Annotated in this window: 10 protein-coding genes and 1 pseudogene; 3 read left to right on the forward strand and 8 right to left on the reverse strand. The window is 69.5% G+C overall.

The window, feature by feature from the left end; all coding sequences use genetic code 11:
- Nucleotides 1–10 precede the first annotated feature (10 nt).
- The 7 genes and pseudogenes from CCN72_RS10415 to CCN72_RS10445 all read right to left on the reverse strand — a co-directional run.
- On the reverse strand, nucleotides 11–1,369 hold the full coding sequence (locus CCN72_RS10415; RefSeq protein ID WP_158101337.1) for a cation:proton antiporter: 1,359 nt from the start codon (nucleotides 1,367–1,369) through the stop codon (nucleotides 11–13).
- Nucleotides 1,370–1,511: 142 nt separating this feature from the next.
- Complete coding sequence (locus tag CCN72_RS10420) at nucleotides 1,512–1,997, reverse strand: PaaI family thioesterase (RefSeq protein WP_037659154.1); 486 nt, start codon at nucleotides 1,995–1,997, stop codon at nucleotides 1,512–1,514.
- A gap of 12 nt (nucleotides 1,998–2,009) precedes the next feature.
- Nucleotides 2,010–2,927: an SDR family oxidoreductase gene (locus tag CCN72_RS10425; RefSeq protein WP_086807266.1), complete on the reverse strand. Its 918-nt coding sequence runs from the start codon at nucleotides 2,925–2,927 to the stop codon at nucleotides 2,010–2,012.
- A gap of 28 nt (nucleotides 2,928–2,955) precedes the next feature.
- Nucleotides 2,956–4,512, reverse strand: a complete 1,557-nt coding sequence (locus CCN72_RS10430; protein ID WP_086807267.1) for an NAD(P)/FAD-dependent oxidoreductase — start codon at nucleotides 4,510–4,512, stop codon at nucleotides 2,956–2,958.
- A gap of 39 nt (nucleotides 4,513–4,551) precedes the next feature.
- Nucleotides 4,552–12,990 (reverse strand): type I polyketide synthase, encoded by an 8,439-nt coding sequence (locus CCN72_RS10435; protein WP_086807268.1) that lies wholly within the window; start codon nucleotides 12,988–12,990, stop codon nucleotides 4,552–4,554.
- A 57-nt stretch (nucleotides 12,991–13,047) separates the two neighbouring features.
- Nucleotides 13,048–14,352, reverse strand: coding sequence for a cytochrome P450 (locus tag CCN72_RS10440; protein WP_086807283.1), 1,305 nt, complete (start codon nucleotides 14,350–14,352; stop codon nucleotides 13,048–13,050).
- A 701-nt stretch (nucleotides 14,353–15,053) separates the two neighbouring features.
- Nucleotides 15,054–15,554, reverse strand: a pseudogene (locus CCN72_RS10445) (aminotransferase class III-fold pyridoxal phosphate-dependent enzyme); the annotation flags it as partial.
- A gap of 493 nt (nucleotides 15,555–16,047) precedes the next feature.
- Here CCN72_RS10445 and CCN72_RS10450 point away from each other — a divergent pair.
- Nucleotides 16,048–17,274: a metallophosphoesterase gene (locus CCN72_RS10450; RefSeq protein WP_086807269.1), complete on the forward strand. Its 1,227-nt coding sequence runs from the start codon at nucleotides 16,048–16,050 to the stop codon at nucleotides 17,272–17,274.
- Between the two features lie 144 nt (nucleotides 17,275–17,418).
- On the opposite strand, the gene CCN72_RS10455 is transcribed toward CCN72_RS10450, so the two are convergent.
- Nucleotides 17,419–18,336 (reverse strand): LysR family transcriptional regulator, encoded by a 918-nt coding sequence (locus tag CCN72_RS10455; RefSeq protein ID WP_086807270.1) that lies wholly within the window; start codon nucleotides 18,334–18,336, stop codon nucleotides 17,419–17,421.
- A 99-nt stretch (nucleotides 18,337–18,435) separates the two neighbouring features.
- Between CCN72_RS10455 and CCN72_RS10460 the strand changes: the two genes are divergently transcribed.
- On the forward strand, nucleotides 18,436–19,596 hold the full coding sequence (locus CCN72_RS10460; RefSeq protein WP_244174178.1) for an MFS transporter: 1,161 nt from the start codon (nucleotides 18,436–18,438) through the stop codon (nucleotides 19,594–19,596).
- Nucleotides 19,597–19,714: 118 nt separating this feature from the next.
- Nucleotides 19,715–20,695 (forward strand): DUF4129 domain-containing protein, encoded by a 981-nt coding sequence (locus CCN72_RS10465; RefSeq protein WP_244174179.1) that lies wholly within the window; start codon nucleotides 19,715–19,717, stop codon nucleotides 20,693–20,695.
- Nucleotides 20,696–20,697 lie beyond the last annotated feature (2 nt).

Below are 20,697 nucleotides of genomic sequence, written 5' to 3' on the forward strand. Positions count from 1 at the left end.
CACGGAGGGCTTACGCGGGTGCGCGCTCGCCCTGCGGCACCGCGGCCCCAGCGGGGCCGGATTCCCCCGGGGTGGGCAGCATCCGCGCTTCCAGCCGCTCGGGCAGGGCCAAGCGGTACAAAGGTATGGCGCCCGCGGTGGTGATCACCGCGACCAGGACCAGCATGGCGAACACCTGGGGTGTGATCATGCCCTGAGCGAGGCCGATGTTGATGAAGATGAGGATCATCAGGCCGCGGGCGTTCATGAGGCCGCCGACGGCCCAGGACTCGCGCCAGGTGAATCCGACGGTACGCATGGCGGCGGCGCAGCCGGCGTACTTGCCGATGAAGCCGGCGGCCAGGATGATCGCGAACGCGGTCCAGTTGGTGATGCCGCCCAGTTCGGTGTTGAGTCCGGAGAAGGCGAAGAAGATCGGCAGGAGCAGCACACAGACGATGTCCATCATGCGGCCGTGCAGGGCCTCGCGGAACGCCGGGTTGCGGGGCATGGCCAGGCCCGCGATGAAGCCACCGAACACGGAGTAGATGCCGATGTAATCGGTGAACAGGCCGGACAGCAGCACGATGCCGACGACGAGGTACATGTGGTCGAAGCCGAACGTGCCGGTGCGCTCCACCCGCTCGCCCAGCGGGCGCAGCAACGGCTTGACAACCAGGAGCATGACAGCGGCGAACACAGCGGTCAGGCCGATGGTGCGCAGGGCCTGCGGGGCGCCGGAGCCGGTGTGCATGGCAGAGAGCACGGCAAGGAAGCACCAGGCCGCGGCGTCGTCGACGGAGGCACCGAGCAGGGTCATCCGGCCGATCGGGGTGTTCTGCAGATTCCGTTCGTACAGGATGCGGGCCAGCATCGGGAACGCGGTGATGGACAGCGCGCCGCCGAGGAACAGCGCGAACTCGAAGGTGCTGACGCCGGGCCGGGAGAGCTTGCCGTACAGGACGAAGGCGGCTGCGGCGCCGAGCAGCAGGGACGGCAGGATGCCGGAGAGGGCCAGCACGCCCGCGTTCCTCATGTCCTTGATGCCCTTGCCCGAGCCATGGTCGAGGCCGGCACCGACCAGGAACATGAACAGCGTCAGGCCGATGGTGCTCAGCACGTACAAGATCGGCTTGACCTCGGGCGCGAAGACGGCTCTTTGGGCATCCGGGAAGAGCGCCCCGAACAGGGTGGGGCCGAGCAGGACGCCGGCGACCATCTCACCCAGGACGCGCGGCTGTCTGAGCCAGATGGCCAGCCGCCCGCACAGTGCCGAACCGGCCAGGATGACCACGATCGCGGGCAGGACCTTGAGGGCGAGTTGCAGGTTCTTGTCGGTGGTGGCGGATGCCAGATGAGCAGCGTGGTGCACGGATTCCCCCGTGATCATCAAGTCCGTGTCGCCGTGACTCCTGCCCCCGCGTGAACGCGGGGGCAGCGAACTCCGCGGCTTCGCGGCTCCGGGCCAAGGATGCATTGCCTCTCCGGCCGAAGCCGGGGACACCCCGCACTATCAGGGATGGATACGCGGCTCAGGTTTGCGGCAGCCCCACTACCTGAAGCGTGGAGACCGCCGTCGCCACCAGCTTGTTCTTCTCGTTGTGTGCCTCCGCGGCCAGGTAGATGGCTGTCCGGCCGGCCTTCTGGACCGTGGCGGTCAGGGTCACGCGTTCGCCGACGAACACCGGCCGCAGGAAATGCGTCGTCAGGTCCATGCTGGTCGTGGGGTTCTTCGCCGTCAGATAGCTGAGCGGCGCCATGAGGTCGTCGAACATCGCCGCGATGAAGCCGCCTTGGAGTATGCCCATGACATTGCCGTACTGCGGGGGTATCTCCACCGTCGCCGAGATCGACCGGCCCGGTACGAACTTCTCGTATTGCAGGGCCAGTGTCGTGGTCGACGGCGGAGGCAGCTGCAGGCGGATGCCGGGTGGGACGGGAAGGTCGTCGAACGCCGCGATCACGTGCGCCACGATCTGTTCGTGGCCTTTGATCACGTTGTCGCTTTCTGTGTCCATGGAGGGTCCTCTCTAGCTGCCGGCCGGCGGCGAAGCCGGTTGTGCGCCGTCGGCCGCCGTCATGGCGGCGAAGTACATCTGCTGTGCGACTTCGGCGACAGCGTCCCACAACTCCCATGTCATCGGGGTCGGTTCGTGGTCCGGCACGAAGCGGTACCGGGTCAGGTCCTCGATTCCCTTGAGGCTCGCGAGGACCTCGTCGTCGATCAGGGCGTTCCCGGTGAACTTCGCCGGATTCTGCTCCAGCACGGCCATGACGGCATCGACGACGATGTCCTCTGTCCGCCAGTCCCGCGGGTTACCGATGCCGAGGTTCTGCGTCGCCAGCGTCCCGATCAGCGTGCGCGTCCATATCGTGTTGCATGCGATGCCGTCTGCCGCGACCTCCTTGCCCAGGCCAAGGGTCAGCAGCGTCGCGTTGAGCTTCGAGGACATGTACGCCACCTTGCCGCCCATGTGCTGAATCCCCTCCAGGTCCAGCGGCGGACTCAGGTTGACGATATGGCCCCATCCGCCGCGGCGCATGTGCGGAATGCAGTGGTGGGCGAGCAGGAAGGGCGCTCGGGCGTTGATGGCCATCACCAGGTCGTAGCGTTTGCGCGTGGTGCCTTCGACCGACTGCAACCACATCGCTCCGGCGTTGTTGACCAGGATGTCCACGCGGCCGAAGCGTTGCACCGTCCGGTCGACAAGATTCTTCAGATCCGCTTCGTCGCGCACATCACAGCGCAGCCCCAGGGCCTTTGCGCCCAGCGCCTCGATCTCCCGGACCGTATCCGGGACGCTGCCCGGGAGCCGCCCGCCGGATTCCATCGTCTTGGCACCGATGGCGATACTGGCCCCCTGCCCGGCCAAGGCGAGGGCGAGTGCCTTGCCGATACCCCGGCTGCCGCCAGTGATGATCGCTACGCGCCCTTCGAACCCTGTCATACGCGCTCCTCTCGCTCTCCGGCCGGCGTCATGCGCCGACCGCCTCCCGGTCGGGGAGGTCGTACCTCTTGGCGACTTCCTGCTCGAACGAATCCGCCCACGCCTCCAGCCGGTCGACGTTGTGCCGCATCTCGCGGAATGTCCGGTCCGGCGTCTTCTCGGTGAGCAGATCCAGGTGCAGCTGTGCGCAGATCGGCACCTTGCTGTACTCCACGAACAGATATTTGTCCGGTTGCGTCGCTTGGGCGCCGAAAGCACGCAGATTCGCCTGCATCCGCGACTGGATGCTCTTGAACCTCGTCGCGATCGGATGAAACTCGGCGGCCGCTTCCTCGTTCGCGATCAGGCCCCGGAAGAGCAGTTGGGAGGGAAGCGCCCAGTAGAAGGACGTGTCCCACATCACCTTGGTGAACATGGCCGGCGCGCTTCCGAAGATCGCGTAGTTCTGGTGGTACATCTCCAGATAGTTCGGCCACATGTCCTCCAGCATCAGCCGGTTGTAGGTCTGCGCGACCTCCGCCGTGAGGCTGCCCTTGCGGTCCAGTTCGACCAGGCGCGTGGCGATGGTGTTCGTGTAGGCGATGTAGTCCGACCCTGGGCTGTAGAAAGCGTCCAGGAATATGCCGGCCTCACCGACGCAGGCCCACCGATGGTGGGAGAAGATCTGCTCGGAAGCGTAACTGGCGTTCCGCACCCGCAGGAAGTCGATCGGCTCCGCGCGCTCGATGAACGACGCCAGCGTCGGCTCGTGCTCGCTGATCCACTCCCGCGCCTTCTCCTGCGTGGAGTACGACTGGAACGGATGGATGGCGTCGTCGGTGACGATGCCGATGCTGGTGTTCCCCGAGGACAGCGGGATCATCCACACCCAGTACCCGGTGCCCATGAGGTGGTTGGTCGAGAACCAGCGACGCTCCTGGGTTTTCGGCCGCCACGTCGGGCCCGCGGTATCCGTCATCTTCTCGACGTCGTACTCGCCGCGGAACCGCCACCACGCGGCGTTGATCTTGTGCGGGCTCGGGGCCCCGAGGCGCAGCTTGCGCTGCAGCAGCCGGCGGCGCCCGGAGGCGTCGACGACGAAACGCGCCAGTGCCCTCTGCGCACCGCCCTCAGGGGTCTCGAAGTGCACCACGTGGTCGTCATCGTCCGTCGACAGGTCGATGTCCACCACCTGTGCCTGCTCGACGAGATCGACCCCGAGCTCGCTCACCCCCTCGCGCAGGTCCCGCTCGAACCTGCCGCGGTCGATCTGATACGACGTCACCCGTGGGAACCGTCGCGCGCCCAGCTCGGGCCGTGCTTCGAGCGGCCCGTGCGAGTCGCCGAAGAACATCCGCAGGCCGAGTTTGTGCAGGTGCCGTCGGTTCATGTACCCGGTGAGGCCCAGCTGTTCACTGAAGTAGTGCGCGCCACCCTCGACCGTCGCCTCACCCACCTTGTAGGCGCCGTCGGGGAACTCTCGCTCGCTGCGTTCCAGCACGAGCACCGTGAGATCGGGCATGGCCCGCTTGAGCTGCCTGGACAGGGTCAGCCCCGCGAGGCCGCCACCGCAGATCACGACGTCGTACCGGTGTGCCGGTTTCATCAGTCTTCTCCTTCGGATCGCCCGTGCGCGGCGGCCGGTTCAGTGGCCGTCCACAAGGCTCGTGAAACTCGGGAAGGCGTCCTCGGCGGACAGTTCCTGGGCGATCGTCCGCATGACTTCCGGGTCCGCGCCCTGGATGAACAGATGACCGCCGGGCACGGTCGTCAGGGAGAAGGTGCCGCTGGTCAGCGCTTCCCACCCGCGCATCTGGTCCAGCGTGAACACCGGGTCGGCGGCGCCGCGCAATACGGAGATCGGAGCCCGCAGCGGGGTGCCGCTCTCGAAGCGGTAGTCGCCGAGCATCTTCAGGTCCGCCCGGATCGCCGGCATCCAGTGCAGGATCGAGGCTTCCTCCTCGACGGGGATGTCGAGCAGGTGGTTGTCCCGCAGTACGGCGAACACCCTGCTGTCGGGTTCCCGGTCCAGGTCGAAGCCGTCGCGGATGTGCGTGAGGTTGCGCACGTAGTCCTCGACCAGCGTCGGCGCGGGCCAGCCGCCGATGATGAGTTTCATCGGCACCTCGTTGTAGTGCTGTTCGAGGTGCTTGGTGAGCTCGTAGGCGAGGAGCCCGCCCATACTGTGCCCGTAGACCACGAAGGTCCGGTCGAGATGCGGCAGCATCGCCTCGGCCAGCTCCGCCACCATCTCCGGCATCTTGTCCACCGGAATATCGTCGAGTCGCTCCTCGCGGCCCGGGAACTGGATGCCCACCACCTCGATGGAGTCGGACAGGTGATCGGCCCACGGCGTGAAGACCGAGGCGCCGCCGCCGACGAACGGCAGCGCGAACAACCGCATCGAGGCGGTGTTGGAGCGGCCGATCACCGTGCGGATCCAGCGCTCCGGACCGGTGACGGGCAGCACCGGCGCCGCGCCGGTGGCCTCACCGACGACCTGGGCGAGCACCTCACTGGCGAGTTCAGTGATCGACGGGCCGCGCATCAGGCCCATGGTCGGGAAGTCGATCTCCAGATGCTTCGCCAGGATGTTCCGGATCTGGCCCGCCATCAGCGAATCCATTCCGAGGTCGGTCAGGCCGACGTCCTGGGGGAGCCGATCGACCGGCATGTCGAAGATCCGTGATATCTGCTGTGACAGCGCGCTCGCCAGCCGCGGCATCCGCTCGTCATCCGGCAGTTCGAGGAGTTCTGCCCGCAGGCCCTCGGTGCCGAACCCGGCCGCGGGGTGAGCCGCGTCCTGCGCCGCGAGGTGGGCGAGCCGCGGCGAGCTCCGGATGATCGGCATGACCTGATTCATCTTCGGCCAGTTCACGCCGAAGACGCTGGCGCTGCTGACGCCCTGGACCAGGCAGCGGCCTATGAAGTCGAGTGCGTGATCGGGCGAGATCGGCGTCCAGCCGAGCCAGGACAGGGTGTCGAGCTTGTTGCGCGCGACGAACCCGACTTCGGCGATGGCACCCCAGTTGACCGTCAGCGCGGGCAGGCCGGTCTGCCGGCGATGCAGGGCCAGCGCCTCCAGGAATCCGTTCGCCGCCGCATAGTTGGACTGGCCGGGAGTGCCGACATTCCAGCTCATCGACGAGAACATGACGAACGCGTCCAGGTCGAGTCCGCGCGTGTGGTGGTGCAGGTGCCAGGCGCCGTCCACCTTCGGCCGCACCGCTCGCAGGAATTGCTCCTCGGTCATCGCGGCGAGCGGGCCATCCGCGATGACCATGGCGGCGTGGTAGACGCCGCGCAGCGGGGGCAGCGCCGAGATGCGCTCGATCAGACTCCGGACTTCCGCCTCGACCGAGACGTCGGCACGCTCCAGGACGACGTCGACGCCCTTCGCGCGCAGCGCCGCGATCGGCTGCTCGTTCTCGGCATCGATCTGTGCCCGGCGTCCGACCAGCACGATGGTCCGGGCCCCCTTGGCGGCGAGCCACCCGGCGGTCCGCAGACCGAACCCGGTGTAACCGCCGGTGATCAGGTAGGTGCCCTCGGGATCGATCGCCACGTCACCGGTCGCGCCCGGGTACACCAGGACCTCGTCCTCCGCATCGAATCCGACGACGACCTTGCCGATCTGTTTGGCGCCCGCCATGAACCGGAACGCCGAGGCCACCTCCGCAGCGCCGAATTCGGTGTGCGGCAGCGGCGGCAGCGCCCCCGCCTCCACCTGCTGCAGGACCGTGGTCATGGCCTCCCGGCAGCGGTCCGGGACCTCGCGCAGCATGCGGTCGATGTCGACAGCCGAGTAGCTCAGGTTGTTGCCGAACGGCCTCAGCCCCAGCTGGTAGTTGTCGTAGATGTCCTTCTTCCCGATCTCGACGAAGCGGCCGTGCGGGCGGAGCAGCTGGAGGCTCTTGGCGATGGTCTCGCCCTGGAGGGAATTGAGCACGACATCGACGCCGTCGTAGCGCCGGCGGATCTCGTCGGCGAACGTCAGCGAGCGGGAGTCGAAGACGTCTTCCACACCCAGGGACCGCAGGTACTCCCGCTTCTCCTGGCTGCCGGCGGTCGCGACGACCGTCGCACCCAGCAGGTGCGCTATGTGGACCGCGGCCAGGCCCACACCGCCGGCGGCGGCATGCACCAGCACCCGCTCGCCCGCGCGCAGCCGGCCGACGTCAACCAGCGCGTACCACGCGGTCAGATACGCCATCGGCAGCGTCGCGGCGTCAGCGTCGGACAGCCCGCGGGGTGCGGGATACACGTGCTGCTCGCCGGTGACCACACGGGAGCCGAAGCAACCGCGGGCGAAGGCGACCACGCGGTCACCCGGTGCGCACCCCTCGACCTCGGCCCCGGTCCCCACGACGACACCGGCACATTCCACACCGAGGTTCTTCTCGTAGAAACCGCCTGAGGCCGCGCCCTCCGACAGTACGCCGAGGGTCAGCATGATGTCGCGGAAGTTCAAGCCGGTCGCCGTCGGCTGGATGGCGACGTCGTGCGGGCCGAGATCGGGCAGCGTCACCTCCTCGTACCGCAGCTCGTCGATTCCGGGTTCGGCGGGCACGCCCAGCGCGAACGTGGTCCCGTCCGACACCCGCACGGGGGCCGCGACGGAAGCCTCGAACTCGGCGGGCGAGAGGTGCTCGAAGCGGTCGGTGAAGCGGTTCCCGCCGCGGTAGGCGACCTCCTCCTCCGGCGTCCGCACGTGCTGCAGCTCGTCGAACAGCTGCGTGGCCCGCACGTCGGCGCCGGACGCCGGATCGAAGTCGATGATCTTCGCTCGCAGGCTGCTGTGCTCACTGAGCAGCACCCGCAGAATGCCCCAGCTCGGCAGCTGTGACGGCACGGTCCGATCGGCCCGGTCCACTACCGGCCCGCCGGCCGTGGCCACCCAGAACCGCGGAGCCTCGGTCCAGTCCAGTTGCTCGACGGCCTGCGCCAGAGCGATCACGCTGTAGGCGCCGTCGCGTTCCCACTGCGGCAGCAGCGCGCCGGTCAGCTCGGTCGCGGCGTAGTCCAGGTTCCACAGGTGCAGGACCCCGGGCACGGCGCCGGCCTCTTCGCGTACCTGCTCAAGCACGCGCCGGAGGTCGTCGGCGCTGGCCGGGTTCGCCCGGTAGCGGCCGTCGCCGAGCGGCTCGAAGGCTTCGCCGCGGGTGACGAGGACGCTGCCGCCGGCGGCCTCCCCGAGCCGGTCGAGGAAGTGTTCGCCGACGCCGTCGGCGTCGGCCAGCACGACCCAGGAGCCCGGTTCGACACGCGGCTGGTGGGGTGTGAGGTCCAGCTCCTTCGCCCGCGCGGTGATGACCGAGCAGCCGGTCTGCCGCGGGTCGGTCATGTCGGAGAAGAGCTGGACGCTCTCGAAGCCCGCCGTGGGCAGGAACTCCTGCCACTGTGCCTCGGACATCAGCGGGTAGTGCGGCCGCAGTTCGCGGTCGGCGAACCGCCACCACCCGTCGGTCATGCCGAAGGTCAGATCGACCCAGTGCGGCGGGTTGGTCTCCTCGACGACGATCATCAGCCCGCGTGAGGTGAGCAGCTGCTCGACGTTGCCGAGGGTGGTACGCAGCTCCCGGGTGGCGTGCAGGACGTTGGCCGCCACGACGATGTCGAAGTGGTGCGGATCGAAGCCCTGCTCCGCGATGTCCTGTTCGATGTCGAGAATCCGGTAGTCCACGATGTCGTGGCCGGCGAACCGCTGCTGTGCCTTGTTCAGGAAGAGCTGGCCGATGTCGGTGAACACGTATTCCGCGCGGTCCGAGGGCAGCTGGTTCAGGACCCAGCCGGTCGTGCCGGCGGTGCCGGCCCCGATCTCCAGCACGCGAATGGGCCGGTCCTCCGGCAGCCTCCGCACACATTCGGCGACGGCTTCGGCGACCATGCGATTGCACCGCTCGAACGAGAACGAGGTCTCGTAGAGGTCGACGACCGACTGGAATTCGCTCTCCGGGAAGATGAGCTCGACGGGATTGACCTCGTCACGCAGCACGGCCGCCTGCTCGGTGCCGCAGCGTTCCAGCACGGCGTACTCGGACTCGCATTCGGGATGCTGCTCGCGCAGTCGCGCGAGCGCCGCTGCGGTGTCGATGCGGGCGGGCGTGAGCAGCAGTTGCCAGGCGTCGCCGTCCTCGCCCGTGATGCCGTGCTGGGAGAGCAGTTCCAGCAGGCGGGCCAGGTAGTCGTGGTGCTTGCGGTGAACGCCCAGCTCGCGCGCGAGGTCATCGAGGGTGAAGCGACGTCCCGGCGTGAAGTCCATGCCGAGCTGGTGGAACGCCTCGGTGACGTAGGCGATGCAGAGCCGGTTCATCTCGGCTTCCGTCTCCGCGTGGTATTCGCGGTTGAGCGGCCAGTCGCGGATCTCGTCGGCGATCGGAGCGATGGCGGCCCGCAGCGCGGACGCGTCCGGCACGAAATCGGCGGGCAGCAGCGTCCGCTCGCGTACCGGCGCGGGACTCCACTGGTACTCGTAGAGCCACTGGAGCAGCGCGTCGCGGTCTTCGGTGGGCTGGGTGATGGACTTGCCCTTGAATCCCTCGAACTCGGCCACCAGCTCGCCGTCCTCGTTGAACAGCCACAGATCGCCTTCGCAGTAGGCGATGTCGTCGAGGACGTGTGCCTGCCCGTAGCAGTACAGCCGCTTGCCCGCCTTGGCGTGGAAGCTGAACCGCTTGACGTCGAACGGTATGTAGAGCGTCTTGTCCTCGGTGTTCGGGTCGTTGCCCATCGCGATGGACAGCGACTGGAAGCACGCGTCGAGCAGCGCCGGGTGGATCATGTGCCGCTGCGCTTCGTCCGCGATGGTGTCCGGGGTGTCGATCCGTCCGAGCGAGCGGAGTTCGCCGTACTTCAGCCGCGAGATCACCCGGAACGTCGGCCCCAGCATCAGGCCGTTGTTGCGGAACTTCGCGAAGACCTTCGCCGGGTCGAATTCGAGCGGGCAGTGGGCTTCCAGCTCGGCGAACGGAACGGGCGGCTCCGCGTCGGGGGCGCCGGCGCTGACCGTGCCCTCGGAGTGCAGGACCCATTCCTTGTCGCCGCCCTGCAGGCTGTAGACCCCGAAGTGCATCGACGGGGACAGCACCACCTGGACGAGCGGCGCCGGCCGGTCGTCGAAGACGAACAGCGGGCGGCGGAACTCGACGTTCTCGACCGAGTACCGGCCCGGGCCGAACGCCTCGGTCGCGCAACCGACGACGAGATCGAGGTGGCCCGCGCCGGGGAACACGATCGGCCCCTGCACGCGGTGGTCCTCAAGCCACGGGAAGGTATCGGTGTCCATCGTCAGTTCCCACACGTACTTGTCCGGCTCGTCGGCGACGGGGGAACGGGTCCCGACGAGCGGATGCCCCTGCGACGGGAAGCGCCGGCTGCGCGAGAACGGCGTTTCCAACCAGTGCTCTTCGCGCTGCCACGGGTAGAGGGGCAGCGGCACGCGCTGGGTGCTGCCGTCGAACACGCGCTCCCAGGCGAGGTCGAGACCGGCCGCGTACAGCGATCCCAGCGAGGACCGCAGGGTGAAGCCGTCGGGCTGCTTACGGTGCAGCGACGGCACGGCGGTCCCCGTCGTCTGCCGCTTGGACAGCAGCTCGCCGATGGCGGTGGAGTGGATGGGGTGCGGACCCAGCTCGATGAAGGTCGGGTGCCCGTCCTTGATGAGCCGGTCGATGGTGGGGGCGAACCGGACGGGCTCGCGGATATTGCGCCACCAGTACCCGGCATCGAGTTCACCGGCCGAGACCGGGGCGCCGGTGACGGTGGAGTACATCGGTACGTCGGCCGGGCCCGAGGTGATGCCGGACAGCGACTCGAACACGTCGTCGCGCAGCGGGTCCATGTGGTGGCTGTGGAACGCGACCTTCACCTGGAGCATGCGGCAGAAGATCCGGTCCCGCTCCAACTGGCTGCGGATCTCCTCCAGCGCGTCGGGGTCACCTGCCAGCGCGGTCGATTCCGGGCCGTTGAGCGCCGCCACCGAGACGCGTCCGCGATAGCCGCTGACGAGCTGCTCCGCGGCGTGCTGGGGCAGGCCGACGGCCAGCATCGTGCCCTTGCCCGACGCCTGCTGCTGCACCCGACTGCGATGGTGGATGACGCGTACCGCGTCCTCGAAGGACAGCGCGCCCGAGACGCACGCGGCGGCCACCTCGCCGATGCTGTGACCGACGACGGCCGCCGGGGTGATGCCCCAGCTCTGCCACAGGGCGGCCAGTCCGAGCTGGATGGCGAACACTGCGGGCTGCGCGATGAAGGTCTCGCCGATGCGGCTTTCGTCCTCGTCCCGGTTGAGCTCCTCGAGCACGCTCCAGTCGGCATGCCGGCGAAGTTCGGCGTCGACGCGCTCGACGGTCTGGCGGAAGACCTTGTTCTGGGCGAGCAGTTCGCGCCCCATGCCCCACCACTGCGGGCCCTGGCCGGAGAAGACGAAGGCGACATTGCTCGCGCCGGATGCCTTCACACCGCGGTGCAGCCCGTCGGGATCGGCTCCCCTGGCCACGTCACGCAGCGCGTCGCGCAGTTCCTCCGCGGACGAGCAGGCCATGGCCAGCCGGTGGTCGTAGTGCGAACGCGTCCGGGCCTGCGCGGAGGCGATCTCGGGCAGGGCGGCCGTCTTCGGAGCCGCCAGGAAGTCGGCGTACGCCCCGGCATAGGCACGTAGTGCGGCGTCCGATTTCGCGCTGAGGGTGAACAAGACCGGCTCGTCCGCCGCGCTGCCCGCCGCCAGGGTCTTCGTCGGCTCCTCCGCCGGCGGAGCTGCCACGATCACATGCGCGTTGGAGCCACCGAAGCCGAACGAGTTCACGCCTGCCAGTCGCGGTCCGGTTCCGGGCCAGGGCCGGCGGGTCTGCGCGAGCCGCAGCCCCAGCTCGTCGAACGGGATGGCCGGATTGGGCTCCTCCGCGTGCAGGTTCGCGGGGATCTCACCCTTCTGGACGACGAGGCACGCCTTGATGAGGCCGACCATTCCGGCGGCCGACTCAAGGTGGCCGACGTTCGACTTCACGGCGCCGACGACACAGGGGCCCCGTCCGGTGCGCCCGGTTCCCAGTACGCGGCCCAGGGCGCGCGCCTCGATGGGGTCGCCGACCGGGGTGCCCGTGCCGTGGGCTTCGATGTAGGAGATGTCGGCCGGAGCGACCCCCGCGTCGCGGCAAGCGTCCGCGATCATCTGCGCCTGGGCGTCCTCACTCGGCACGGAGATGCCGTTGGTGCGTCCGTCCTGGTTCGTCGCACTGCCGCGCAGCACCGCGTAGATGCGGTCGCCGTCGGCCACGGCCGCGGACAGCGGCTTGAGCACCACCGTGCCCGAACCCTCGCTGCGGATGTAACCGTCGCCCGTCCGGCTGAACGACTGGCACCGGCCGCTGGGGGAGAGAAATGTCCCCTGGCTGAAGCCGATCGTTGCCTCCGGGAGCAGCAGCGTGCTGACGCCGCCGACGATGGCCATCGTGGCCTCGCCCGAGCGGATGCTGCGGAGCGCGAGGTGGATGGCGACGAGCGACGAGGAACACGCCGTGTCGACCGTCATGCTCGGACCGCGGAGGTCGAGCAGATAGGAAACCCGGTTGGCCACGATGCAGTTCGTCACGCCGGTCATCGTGTGACCGCCGATCAGATGCCGGTTCTCCGGATTGAGCTGGATGATGCCGTAGTCGTGTCCTGACACACCGGCGTATACGGCCACCTTCTGGCCGGCGATGTGCTCGGGCGGGATTCCCGCGTCCTGCAGCGCCTCCCAGGTGGTCTCCAGGAACAGTCGCTGCTGCGGGTCGATCCGCGCGGCCTCGGTCGGCGTGATGCCGAAGAAGTGGGCATCAAAGGAGGACACGTCGTCCAGGTAACCGCCGGTGCGGGTACGCATGTGCCCGGGCCGGCCCGCGTCGCGGTCGTAGAAGGCATCGGCGGTCCACCGGTCCTCCGGCACTTCCCGTACCGCGTCCCGCTCCTCGACCAGCAACCGCCAGAACTCCTCCACGTTGCCGACCTGACCCGGGAACCGGCAACCAATTCCTACGACGGCGACGCCCTCATGTGCCGGTGACGCGCTCTCGGTCGGGGAGCCGTGGGCAGCATTCATCATTCAACCTCGTTCTGAGCGATGCTTCGGTCGACTGGGCAAACCGCGCTGTTCCTGTGTTCAGGCCACCGTGGACGGTGTGACCTGCACCTTGCGTCCCAAGTGGACGGGCACCTGCGCATAGCCACGGAACGTGAGCTGCCGGCGGAGCCGGGGCGGTGCCGCGGCGCGCATGTCGGGGAAGCGCTCGAACAGAGCGCGCACCGCGTGCGTGGCTTCCATCCGGGCCAGACTGGCCCCGAAACAGGCGTGGACGCCATAGCTGAAACTCAGGTGTTCGTTGGCGTTCGGCCGGGCCACGTCGAACCGCTGCGGGTCGGTGAACACCGCGGGGTCCCGGTTGGCGCCCGCCAGCGACAGCATGACCATGGAGCCCTGCGGCAGCTGGACGCCCTCCAGCTCCAGATCGGTCAGCGCCTGACGGGCCGTGATGAACACCGGCGGCTCGTACCGCAGCGCCTCTTCGACGGCGTTGGGCCACAGCTGCGGTTCCGCGCGCAGCCGGTCCAGCTGCTCCGGGAGGCGGAGCAGGAGGGACACGCAGTGACCTATCAGATTGGCGGTGGTCTCGAATCCGGCGCCGATGACAATGCTGGCGTTGGCTTTGAGGGCGTAATGGTCCAGATCACCGCTCCGCACCAAATTGCTGAGGATGTCGTCGCCCGGTTCCCGGCGCAGCTTCTCGATATGCCGGTCGAGATAGTCGTTCAGGCTCTGTGCCGCTTGCATCGCGCGGCCGTACGTCCGCCGGGAGATGCCCACGTCGAGCATGGGCGTCATGTCTTTGCCCCAGGCCAGAAACTTCTCCTGGTCTTCCCGGGGCATGCCGAGTATGTCGAAGATGATCGCGATGGGCACGCGCGAGGCGAAGGATTCGACCAGCTCGATCGAACCGCCGGAGGGCATGGCGTCGAGCAGTTCCTCGGTGACCGTCTCGACCGTATCGCGCAGCTTCTTGACCGCGCGCGGGGTGAACGCGGATACGACCGGCTTGCGCATCGCGGTGTGGTCCGGGGGATTCATGCGCAGCATCGCGGGCGGATCGGCCGGATTGGCCGGCGGTGGCACCCGGTTCGCAAATTTCTGCAATACCTTGGGAATCTGCATCCTGGCCGAGCTGCGCACGCCGAACCTGTCGTCCCGCAGGACCGACCGCACCAACGCGTGGTCACAGGTCACCCACGGCAGCGGCGTCTTCACCAGCCTGCCCTGGCTGCGTATCGTCTCGATGTACGGGTGCGGATCGGCGATCCCTTCAGGACCCATCATCCGGGCGAAGGTGTCGCCTTTCCGGGACTGCACGCGCAGCACCACCCGCGGGACACCATGCAGGGAAAACCAGCGAAGCCAATATTGCCGCGTCATGAGCAGCACCCAATCCCGACGAGAGGTGTCATCACTACGACTCCGAGCAGATCGACTCGGGCGTGTGGCCGGGTTCCTGAGCGGCGCCTGATAAATGGCCTCGGCCGCATGACCCTGCCCCCTCGTTTCCGCTGCCCAGTGGACAGCGCCCCCGAATCGCTTTCGGCCATCATGCCCAGCGGCTCTGGCATATCGATGGCACGCAGATGGCACGGCGCTGACCTCGGTCGCCCTGGGCCCGCTCCCACCGGCCGCACGAATACGGCGTGAGGCCCGCCGGCCCGGGACGATGGGGGCTCACTCTTCCGTGACAAACGGGACCCTTCGCGGGCCCGCCGTGGGTGAGTTGTCGGCACTCGCCTGGGTTCACCGGGGTTCGAGGTGCTGCGAGCGTCCTTCTGGCAGCGGCACCCCGTCTGCCGCCCGGCAGCACCGCCGGCGCTGAGCAGGCACCACGGCAGTAGGTCGCTGGAGCGGCGGAGGGTGGCATGGTGTGCGGCACCGGTGGCCGACGAGCGAGGCGGCCGGACAGCGCGACTCTGCGCAGGCCATTGCGGGACCGGTGACAGCGCCGAAGAACGTCCCGGCCCAACCGGCCGCCCACCTCACGGCCGGCCCGAACGTGCCGGAGTCTCATCGGCGCGTACAGGAATGACGTGATCGGCGGGGTTCAGCCGCGGCTTCCCGGGGGGCGATACGGGTTACGGCGCCGCCTCCGCCTCTCTCCCCGCGATCGTGTACTGCACCTGCCGCAGGGCTTCTTCGAGGAGCGACACGCCCTCCTCGGCCTCCACGACCGTGAGGGTGAGCGGCGGTGCGCGGCACAGGCAGTTGCCGTCCCGCCCGCCCTTGCCGATGAGCAGGCCGCGTACCCGGGCGTGTTCGAGGGCGAGGGTGGCGGCGCACGCGGAGGGGTGCCGTCGTGTTCCACCAGTTCGACACCGATGATCAGGCCGCGCCCGCGCACTTCCCGTACGACGGGCAAGCCCGCGGCGACGGCGCGAAGCCGTTCGATGAGCAGCCCGCCGACGCGCCGGGCGTTGCCCTGGATGTCGTGTTCCAGGAGGTACGTGAGGTTGACGAGGCCCGCGCCATGGTGACGGGGCTGCCGCCGAAAGTGGAGATGGAGTTCGTGTCGAGGCAGTCCAGACGGCGGCACGGGCGACGACGACGCCGATGGACATGCCGTTGCCGATGCCCTTGTCGATGCCCTTGTCGAAGGTGCGCGCTCTCGGAGCAGCAGGCCCGGAATCGGGTCGCCCACGAAGGAGCCTCGATCGGTGCCATCTGGTCAGTGGACCGCGACCGCATCCTTCAGCAAACTCGTAGTCTCGTAGTAACGGCAAAGACCCGGCGGTTGGAGCTAGATCCGGATCATGTCCGGACCAGCTCCCGACCGAAGGCTGCGCCAACTACCGTTTCGCCTGGTCAATGTGGACGCAGCTGCTGTACCACCAGCAGACCAGGAACCTTCTGGTGGCGCTCGCTCTGGGCCGCCCTGTATCCGTCAGGTTCTCCTGCCCGCTGGATGCGGAGAGCAGCCGGTCCCGCATGCCCGACAAGTCCCTCGTCGGCCGCCTGGCGCGTTCTCCGCCGGCGGCAGTCCAAGCACGGCCGTACCCATGAGCGCCAGGCTGCCCCCGAGGGTGACCGGATACAGTGCGCGAGACGGCAGCCCGGTCAGAGAGGGGAAGCGTGACCGAGACCAGCAGCACCCGATCCGCCGACAGTGAGGCGCAGGCGCAGGCGCCGGGGCCGAGCCGACTGCGCCGCCTGATGCGTTTTATACCCCTGGTCGCCCCCGTCCTGCTGTGGGCCGTGCCCTGCTGGGTGCTCCTGCACGCCGGGCAGCACTGGCCGTTGCCCGTCGCGGTGGTCGGCACCGTGCTGTTCGTCCTCGGCCTCGTCGGTATGCCGCTCGCGATGACGCGTGGCCACGGCCGGCGCCAGCAGGACCGGGCGGCGATCATCGGTGACACCCTGCTGGGCGCCAGCTGGATTCTGTTCACCTGGTCCGTTCTGCTCGGCGTGCTGTTGCGGCTCGCGCTGACCGTGGCCGGGGTCGGGGGGAGTCAGGACAGGGCCCGCATCGTCACGTGGGCCGTCCTCGGCGTCACCGCCGTCCTGCTCGTCTGGGGGTACGCCGAGGCCCGCCGTGTGCCGCGCGTGCGCCGGATCGACGTGCGGCTCCCGCGGCTGGGGGCCGGGTTGGACGGCCTCCGCGTCGCCCTCATCACCGACACCCACTACGGCCCGCTCGATCGCGCCCGCTGGTCGGCGCGGGTGTGCGAAACCGTGAACACGCTGGAAGCCGATCTGGTCTGCCACACCGGGGACATCGCGGACGGCACGGCCGAACGCCGCCGCGCACAGGCTGTCCCGCTCGGTACCGTGCGGGCCACCCGGGCCCGTGTGTACGTCACCGGCAACCACGAGTACTACAGCGAGGCCCAGGGCTGGGTCGATCTCATGGACGAGCTGGGCTGGGAGCCGCTGCGCAACCGCCATCTGCTGCTCGAACGCGGCGGGGACACCCTCGTGGTCGCCGGGGTCGACGACGTCACCGCCGAGTCCTCCGGCCTGGCTGGACACCGCGCCCATCTCGCCGGAGCCCTGGACGGCGCCGACCCCGATCTGCCCGTGCTTCTCCTGGCGCACCAGCCCAAGTTCGTGGACCGGGCGGCAGCCGCCGGAGTCGACCTCCAGCTCTCCGGCCACACGCACGGCGGCCAGATCTGGCCCTTCCACCACCTGGTCGGCATCGACCAGCCCGCCCTCGCCGGACTCAGCCACCACGGCGCCCGCACCCTCCTCTACACCAGCCGCGGCACCGGCTTCTGGGGCCCGCCGTTCCGTGTCTTCGCCCCCAGCGAGATCACCCTTCTCGTGCTCCGCTCCCCGCACCTGGCCACCGCGCCGTAGCACGGGGCGGGGCGACGCATCGGTTCGGAGCCGTCCACGAGGCGAGGCGTGCGGTGGCAGCAGATGAGCGGCTTCGTCGAATCAAGAGGCTGAAACCGTCTGCGTCGGCCGAGTGAGCCCCGCCGGGGTCCGACGCGGGGCGCGCTACAGAGCGTTGATGCCGGGGCCCATGTCCTTCGCGAGGGCCACCGCGAGCGCGCGGAAGATCCGTACCTCCGGGTTGTCGTCACCGGCCCGCACCGCGAGATAGCTGCTCTCCCACGGGGCGTCGAGGACGGGTATGAAGACGGCGCCCGGCCAGGCGTAGTACCGCGCGAAGGAGCGCAGTCCGGAACCCGCGGACCGGCCGGTGACGACGCCGGTCAGGACCTCCTGCGGGGTGACGGCGTACTCGGAGCTGCGGCGCTGGGCGCGGTCGCCGAAGTACAGGTAGTCGGTGAAGGAGTGCGGGGTGTGTCCCGGGACCCGGAACAGCGGCAGTTCGGTGAGGTCCGCAACCTCGATCCCGGACGTCCGGGCGTCGGCCAGTGGCGACCGTTCGTGCACGACGACGATCCGCTGCTCGGTGGTGAGGACATCCGCGACGAGCCGCTCGTCCTTGGGGGACGGCCGGACGAAGGCCACGTCCACCCGGTCCTCCACCAGCGCGGTCACATGCTCCGTGAAGTCCAGCTGCCGGATCTCCACCCGCACCTCGGGCCGGGCCCGCCGGTAGGCGTTGATGGCCGCGGGTGTCAGCTCCGCCGACCCATGCCCCATGATCCCCACCCGCAGTGGCCGCCCGCCGTCGGTCTCCTGCGCGACGCCCGCCAGGTCGTCGAGCGCGGCGTTCGCGGCGTCGAGGAGGGCGCGCGCGTGTCCGGCGAACCGCACTCCGGCGGCCGTCGGCACGACGGGGGAACCGGAACGGTCCAGGAGTCGCGCGCCGACCTGGCTCTCCAGGCGGCGGATGTGCTGGGTGACGGCGGGCGGCGACAGGAAGAGCCGTGCCGCGGCCCGTCCGAAGTGTCCCTCCTCGACGACCGCCAGGAACGACGACAGCAGCCGCAGGTCAAGCGCCATACGTCCAGGGTAGACGGGACCCCTGGCCCCCGGCGCGGGCCGTTCACGAATCGTGAAGGTACGGCGCGCGCCGAACAGCCGGACAGGTACGAAGGGAGCATGACCGCACCTCCTGTCACGGCCCCGGCCACCGCGCCCGTCACCGCCCTTCCCTCCGCCACCGGCGCCCGCAGCGCCCGCGCCGCCTGGATCATGCTGGCCTCCGGCTGGAGCGCCAACCAGTTCTCGGCCCTGCTCGGCGCCTATCGAAGCCACCTCGGCCTCACCGAGTCCACGGTGACCGGCCTGTTCGCGGTGTATGTCGTCGGTCTGATACCCGCGCTGCTGCTCGCGGGCCCGCTCGCGGACCGCAGGGGACGACGCCCGGTGGCGCTCACGGCCCTCGCGGTCAACGTCCTGTCCACCGTGCTCCTCATGGCGGGCGGCGCGTGGGGCGGTACCTGGTTGCTGCTGCCCGGCCGCTTTCTGACCGGGGTCGGCGCGGGCGCGCTGCTGGCCGCGGGCAGCGCCTGGATCAAGGAACTCTCCGGCTCGCCGCGCCGCCCCGGCCTGTTCGTCTCCGCGGGCTTCGCGACGGGCGGCCTCGCGGCGGCGTTCATCGCACGGTGGGCGCCCTGGCCGATGGTCACGGCGTACGTCCCGCACGTCGTCATCGGCGCGGTGGCGGGGTGGCTCGCGCTGGCCGCGCCGGAGACGGGCGGAGGGGTCGCGGTCCATGGCTCCGACGTCGCCCGCGAAGACACCGGCCACCGCTTCCGGCGCACGGTCCTGCCCCTGGCGCCCTGGGTCTTCGCGGCCCCCACCATCGGCTTCGTCACGCTGCCGGGCACGCTCCACAGCGGTCTGCTCCTCACGGGCGTCGCGACGGCCCTCGTCCCCGGCGCCGGTCTGCTCACGGCGCGGCGAGCCCCGTCCACGCCCACCGCGGGTCTCCTGACCGTGGCGGCCGGCACCGCGATCGCCGTCGTCGCCGCCGCTTCGGAGAACGAGCCCCTCGCCCTCCTCGCCGCGATCGTCCTCGGCGCGGGCTACGGACTGGCCCTCACATACGGCCTCACCCGGACCGCGGCTCTCGCCCCGCCCCACCGACTCGCCCGCTGGACGGCCTGGTTCTGGGCGGTGGCGTACCTCGGCATGTTCACCCCGTACGTCCTCACGCTCCTCGGCCACGTCACGACGACACCCACCCTGCTGACCGCCGTCACCCTGCTCGCCCTCGCCCACGCCGGGTTCGTCTCCAGGAAGGGGAAGGGGCAGTAGGAGGAGGGGAGACCTGCGGTGCACCGGGGGTTCCGTCCAGGCCGCCCCACCGGCCCCCCTGCTGACACGCCGTCAACCAGTGTGCAAAGCTGCCGATCACATGGGAAGGGTGTGGGCGGTGGGGCGGGAGCATACGGGGCGACAGCGGCGGCGGCACGGGACGATCGGCGCCGCGCAGGTCGCGGCGGCGGTGCTGGTGGTGGGCGGAGTGACGCTGGGAGCGCTGCTGTTGCGTCCCGACACGGGCCTGTCGGCCAAGGGGCGCGGGCCGCTCGGTGGCAATCCCGTGCTCGTGATCGGTCTCGTCCTGCTGGCATTCCTCGGTGGCCTGGCGCTGCGCGAGAAGTACCGGGAGCAGGTCCGCGCCGTTCAGGGGCTCGACCCGGTGGAACAGCGGATGGTCGACGTCGTGAGCCGTGTACTGCCGGTCGCGACCTTGCTCGTACCGCTGCTCGTCCTGATCCTGCACCGGTTCGGTTCGTCCGGCGGCGGCCATGAGGCCGAGCACGGGAGCGGCGACGGGCCGACCGCGTTCCCCAGCCCGGGGCAGGATCCGGTGCCCGATCTGCCGGCCGCCGAGCACGCCGACCACGGCCTGCGCCTCGGGCTGACGCCCATCCTGCTCGGTCTGGGCATCGCCCTGTTCGTCGTGGTCGTCGTGATCGCGGGACTGTACCTGTGGCGGTATCTGACCTGGCCGCCGGTGCTCGACGCGCCGGCGACCTACGCGACGGTCGGCGACGAGCGCGAACGGCTGACCCGGGCCGTGGACTCCGGGCGCCGTGCCCTGCTGGACGGAACCGATGCCCGCGCGGCCGTCATCGCCTGCTACGCCACCATGGAAGAGTCGCTCGCCGCCTCCGGGGTGGCCCGGCGCGCCTCGGACAGCCCGCAGGACCTGCTGGAGCGGGCTGCCGCGGGCGGGCTGCCCGCGCGGGCGGCCGTCGTCGAGCTCACCGCCTTGTTCCGCGAGGCTCGTTACTCCACGCACCCGATGGGCGACGGCCACCGCGACCGCGCCGCGGCGGCCCTGGCCGAGATCGCCGACGGTCTGCGCTCACGGGCGTCCGGGCCCGAATCCGTGGCGGGTGCCTCGTGAAG

The sequence above is a fragment of the Streptomyces murinus genome, from assembly GCF_002154555.1.
GTDB lineage: Bacteria > Actinomycetota > Actinomycetes > Streptomycetales > Streptomycetaceae > Streptomyces > Streptomyces murinus.

Coding starts and splice junctions, on each gene's coding strand:
- CCN72_RS10440 (WP_086807283.1), bottom strand. CDS start 14,352: ATGACGCGGCAATATTGGCTTCGCTGGTTTTCCCTGCATGGTGTCCCG.
- CCN72_RS10430 (WP_086807267.1), bottom strand. CDS start 4,512: ATGAAACCGGCACACCGGTACGACGTCGTGATCTGCGGTGGCGGCCTC.
- CCN72_RS10420 (WP_037659154.1), bottom strand. CDS start 1,997: ATGGACACAGAAAGCGACAACGTGATCAAAGGCCACGAACAGATCGTG.
- CCN72_RS10435 (WP_086807268.1), bottom strand. CDS start 12,990: ATGATGAATGCTGCCCACGGCTCCCCGACCGAGAGCGCGTCACCGGCA.
- CCN72_RS10460 (WP_244174178.1), top strand. CDS start 18,436: ATGACCGCACCTCCTGTCACGGCCCCGGCCACCGCGCCCGTCACCGCC.
- CCN72_RS10425 (WP_086807266.1), bottom strand. CDS start 2,927: ATGACAGGGTTCGAAGGGCGCGTAGCGATCATCACTGGCGGCAGCCGG.
- CCN72_RS10415 (WP_158101337.1), bottom strand. CDS start 1,369: ATGATCACGGGGGAATCCGTGCACCACGCTGCTCATCTGGCATCCGCC.
- CCN72_RS10455 (WP_086807270.1), bottom strand. CDS start 18,336: ATGGCGCTTGACCTGCGGCTGCTGTCGTCGTTCCTGGCGGTCGTCGAG.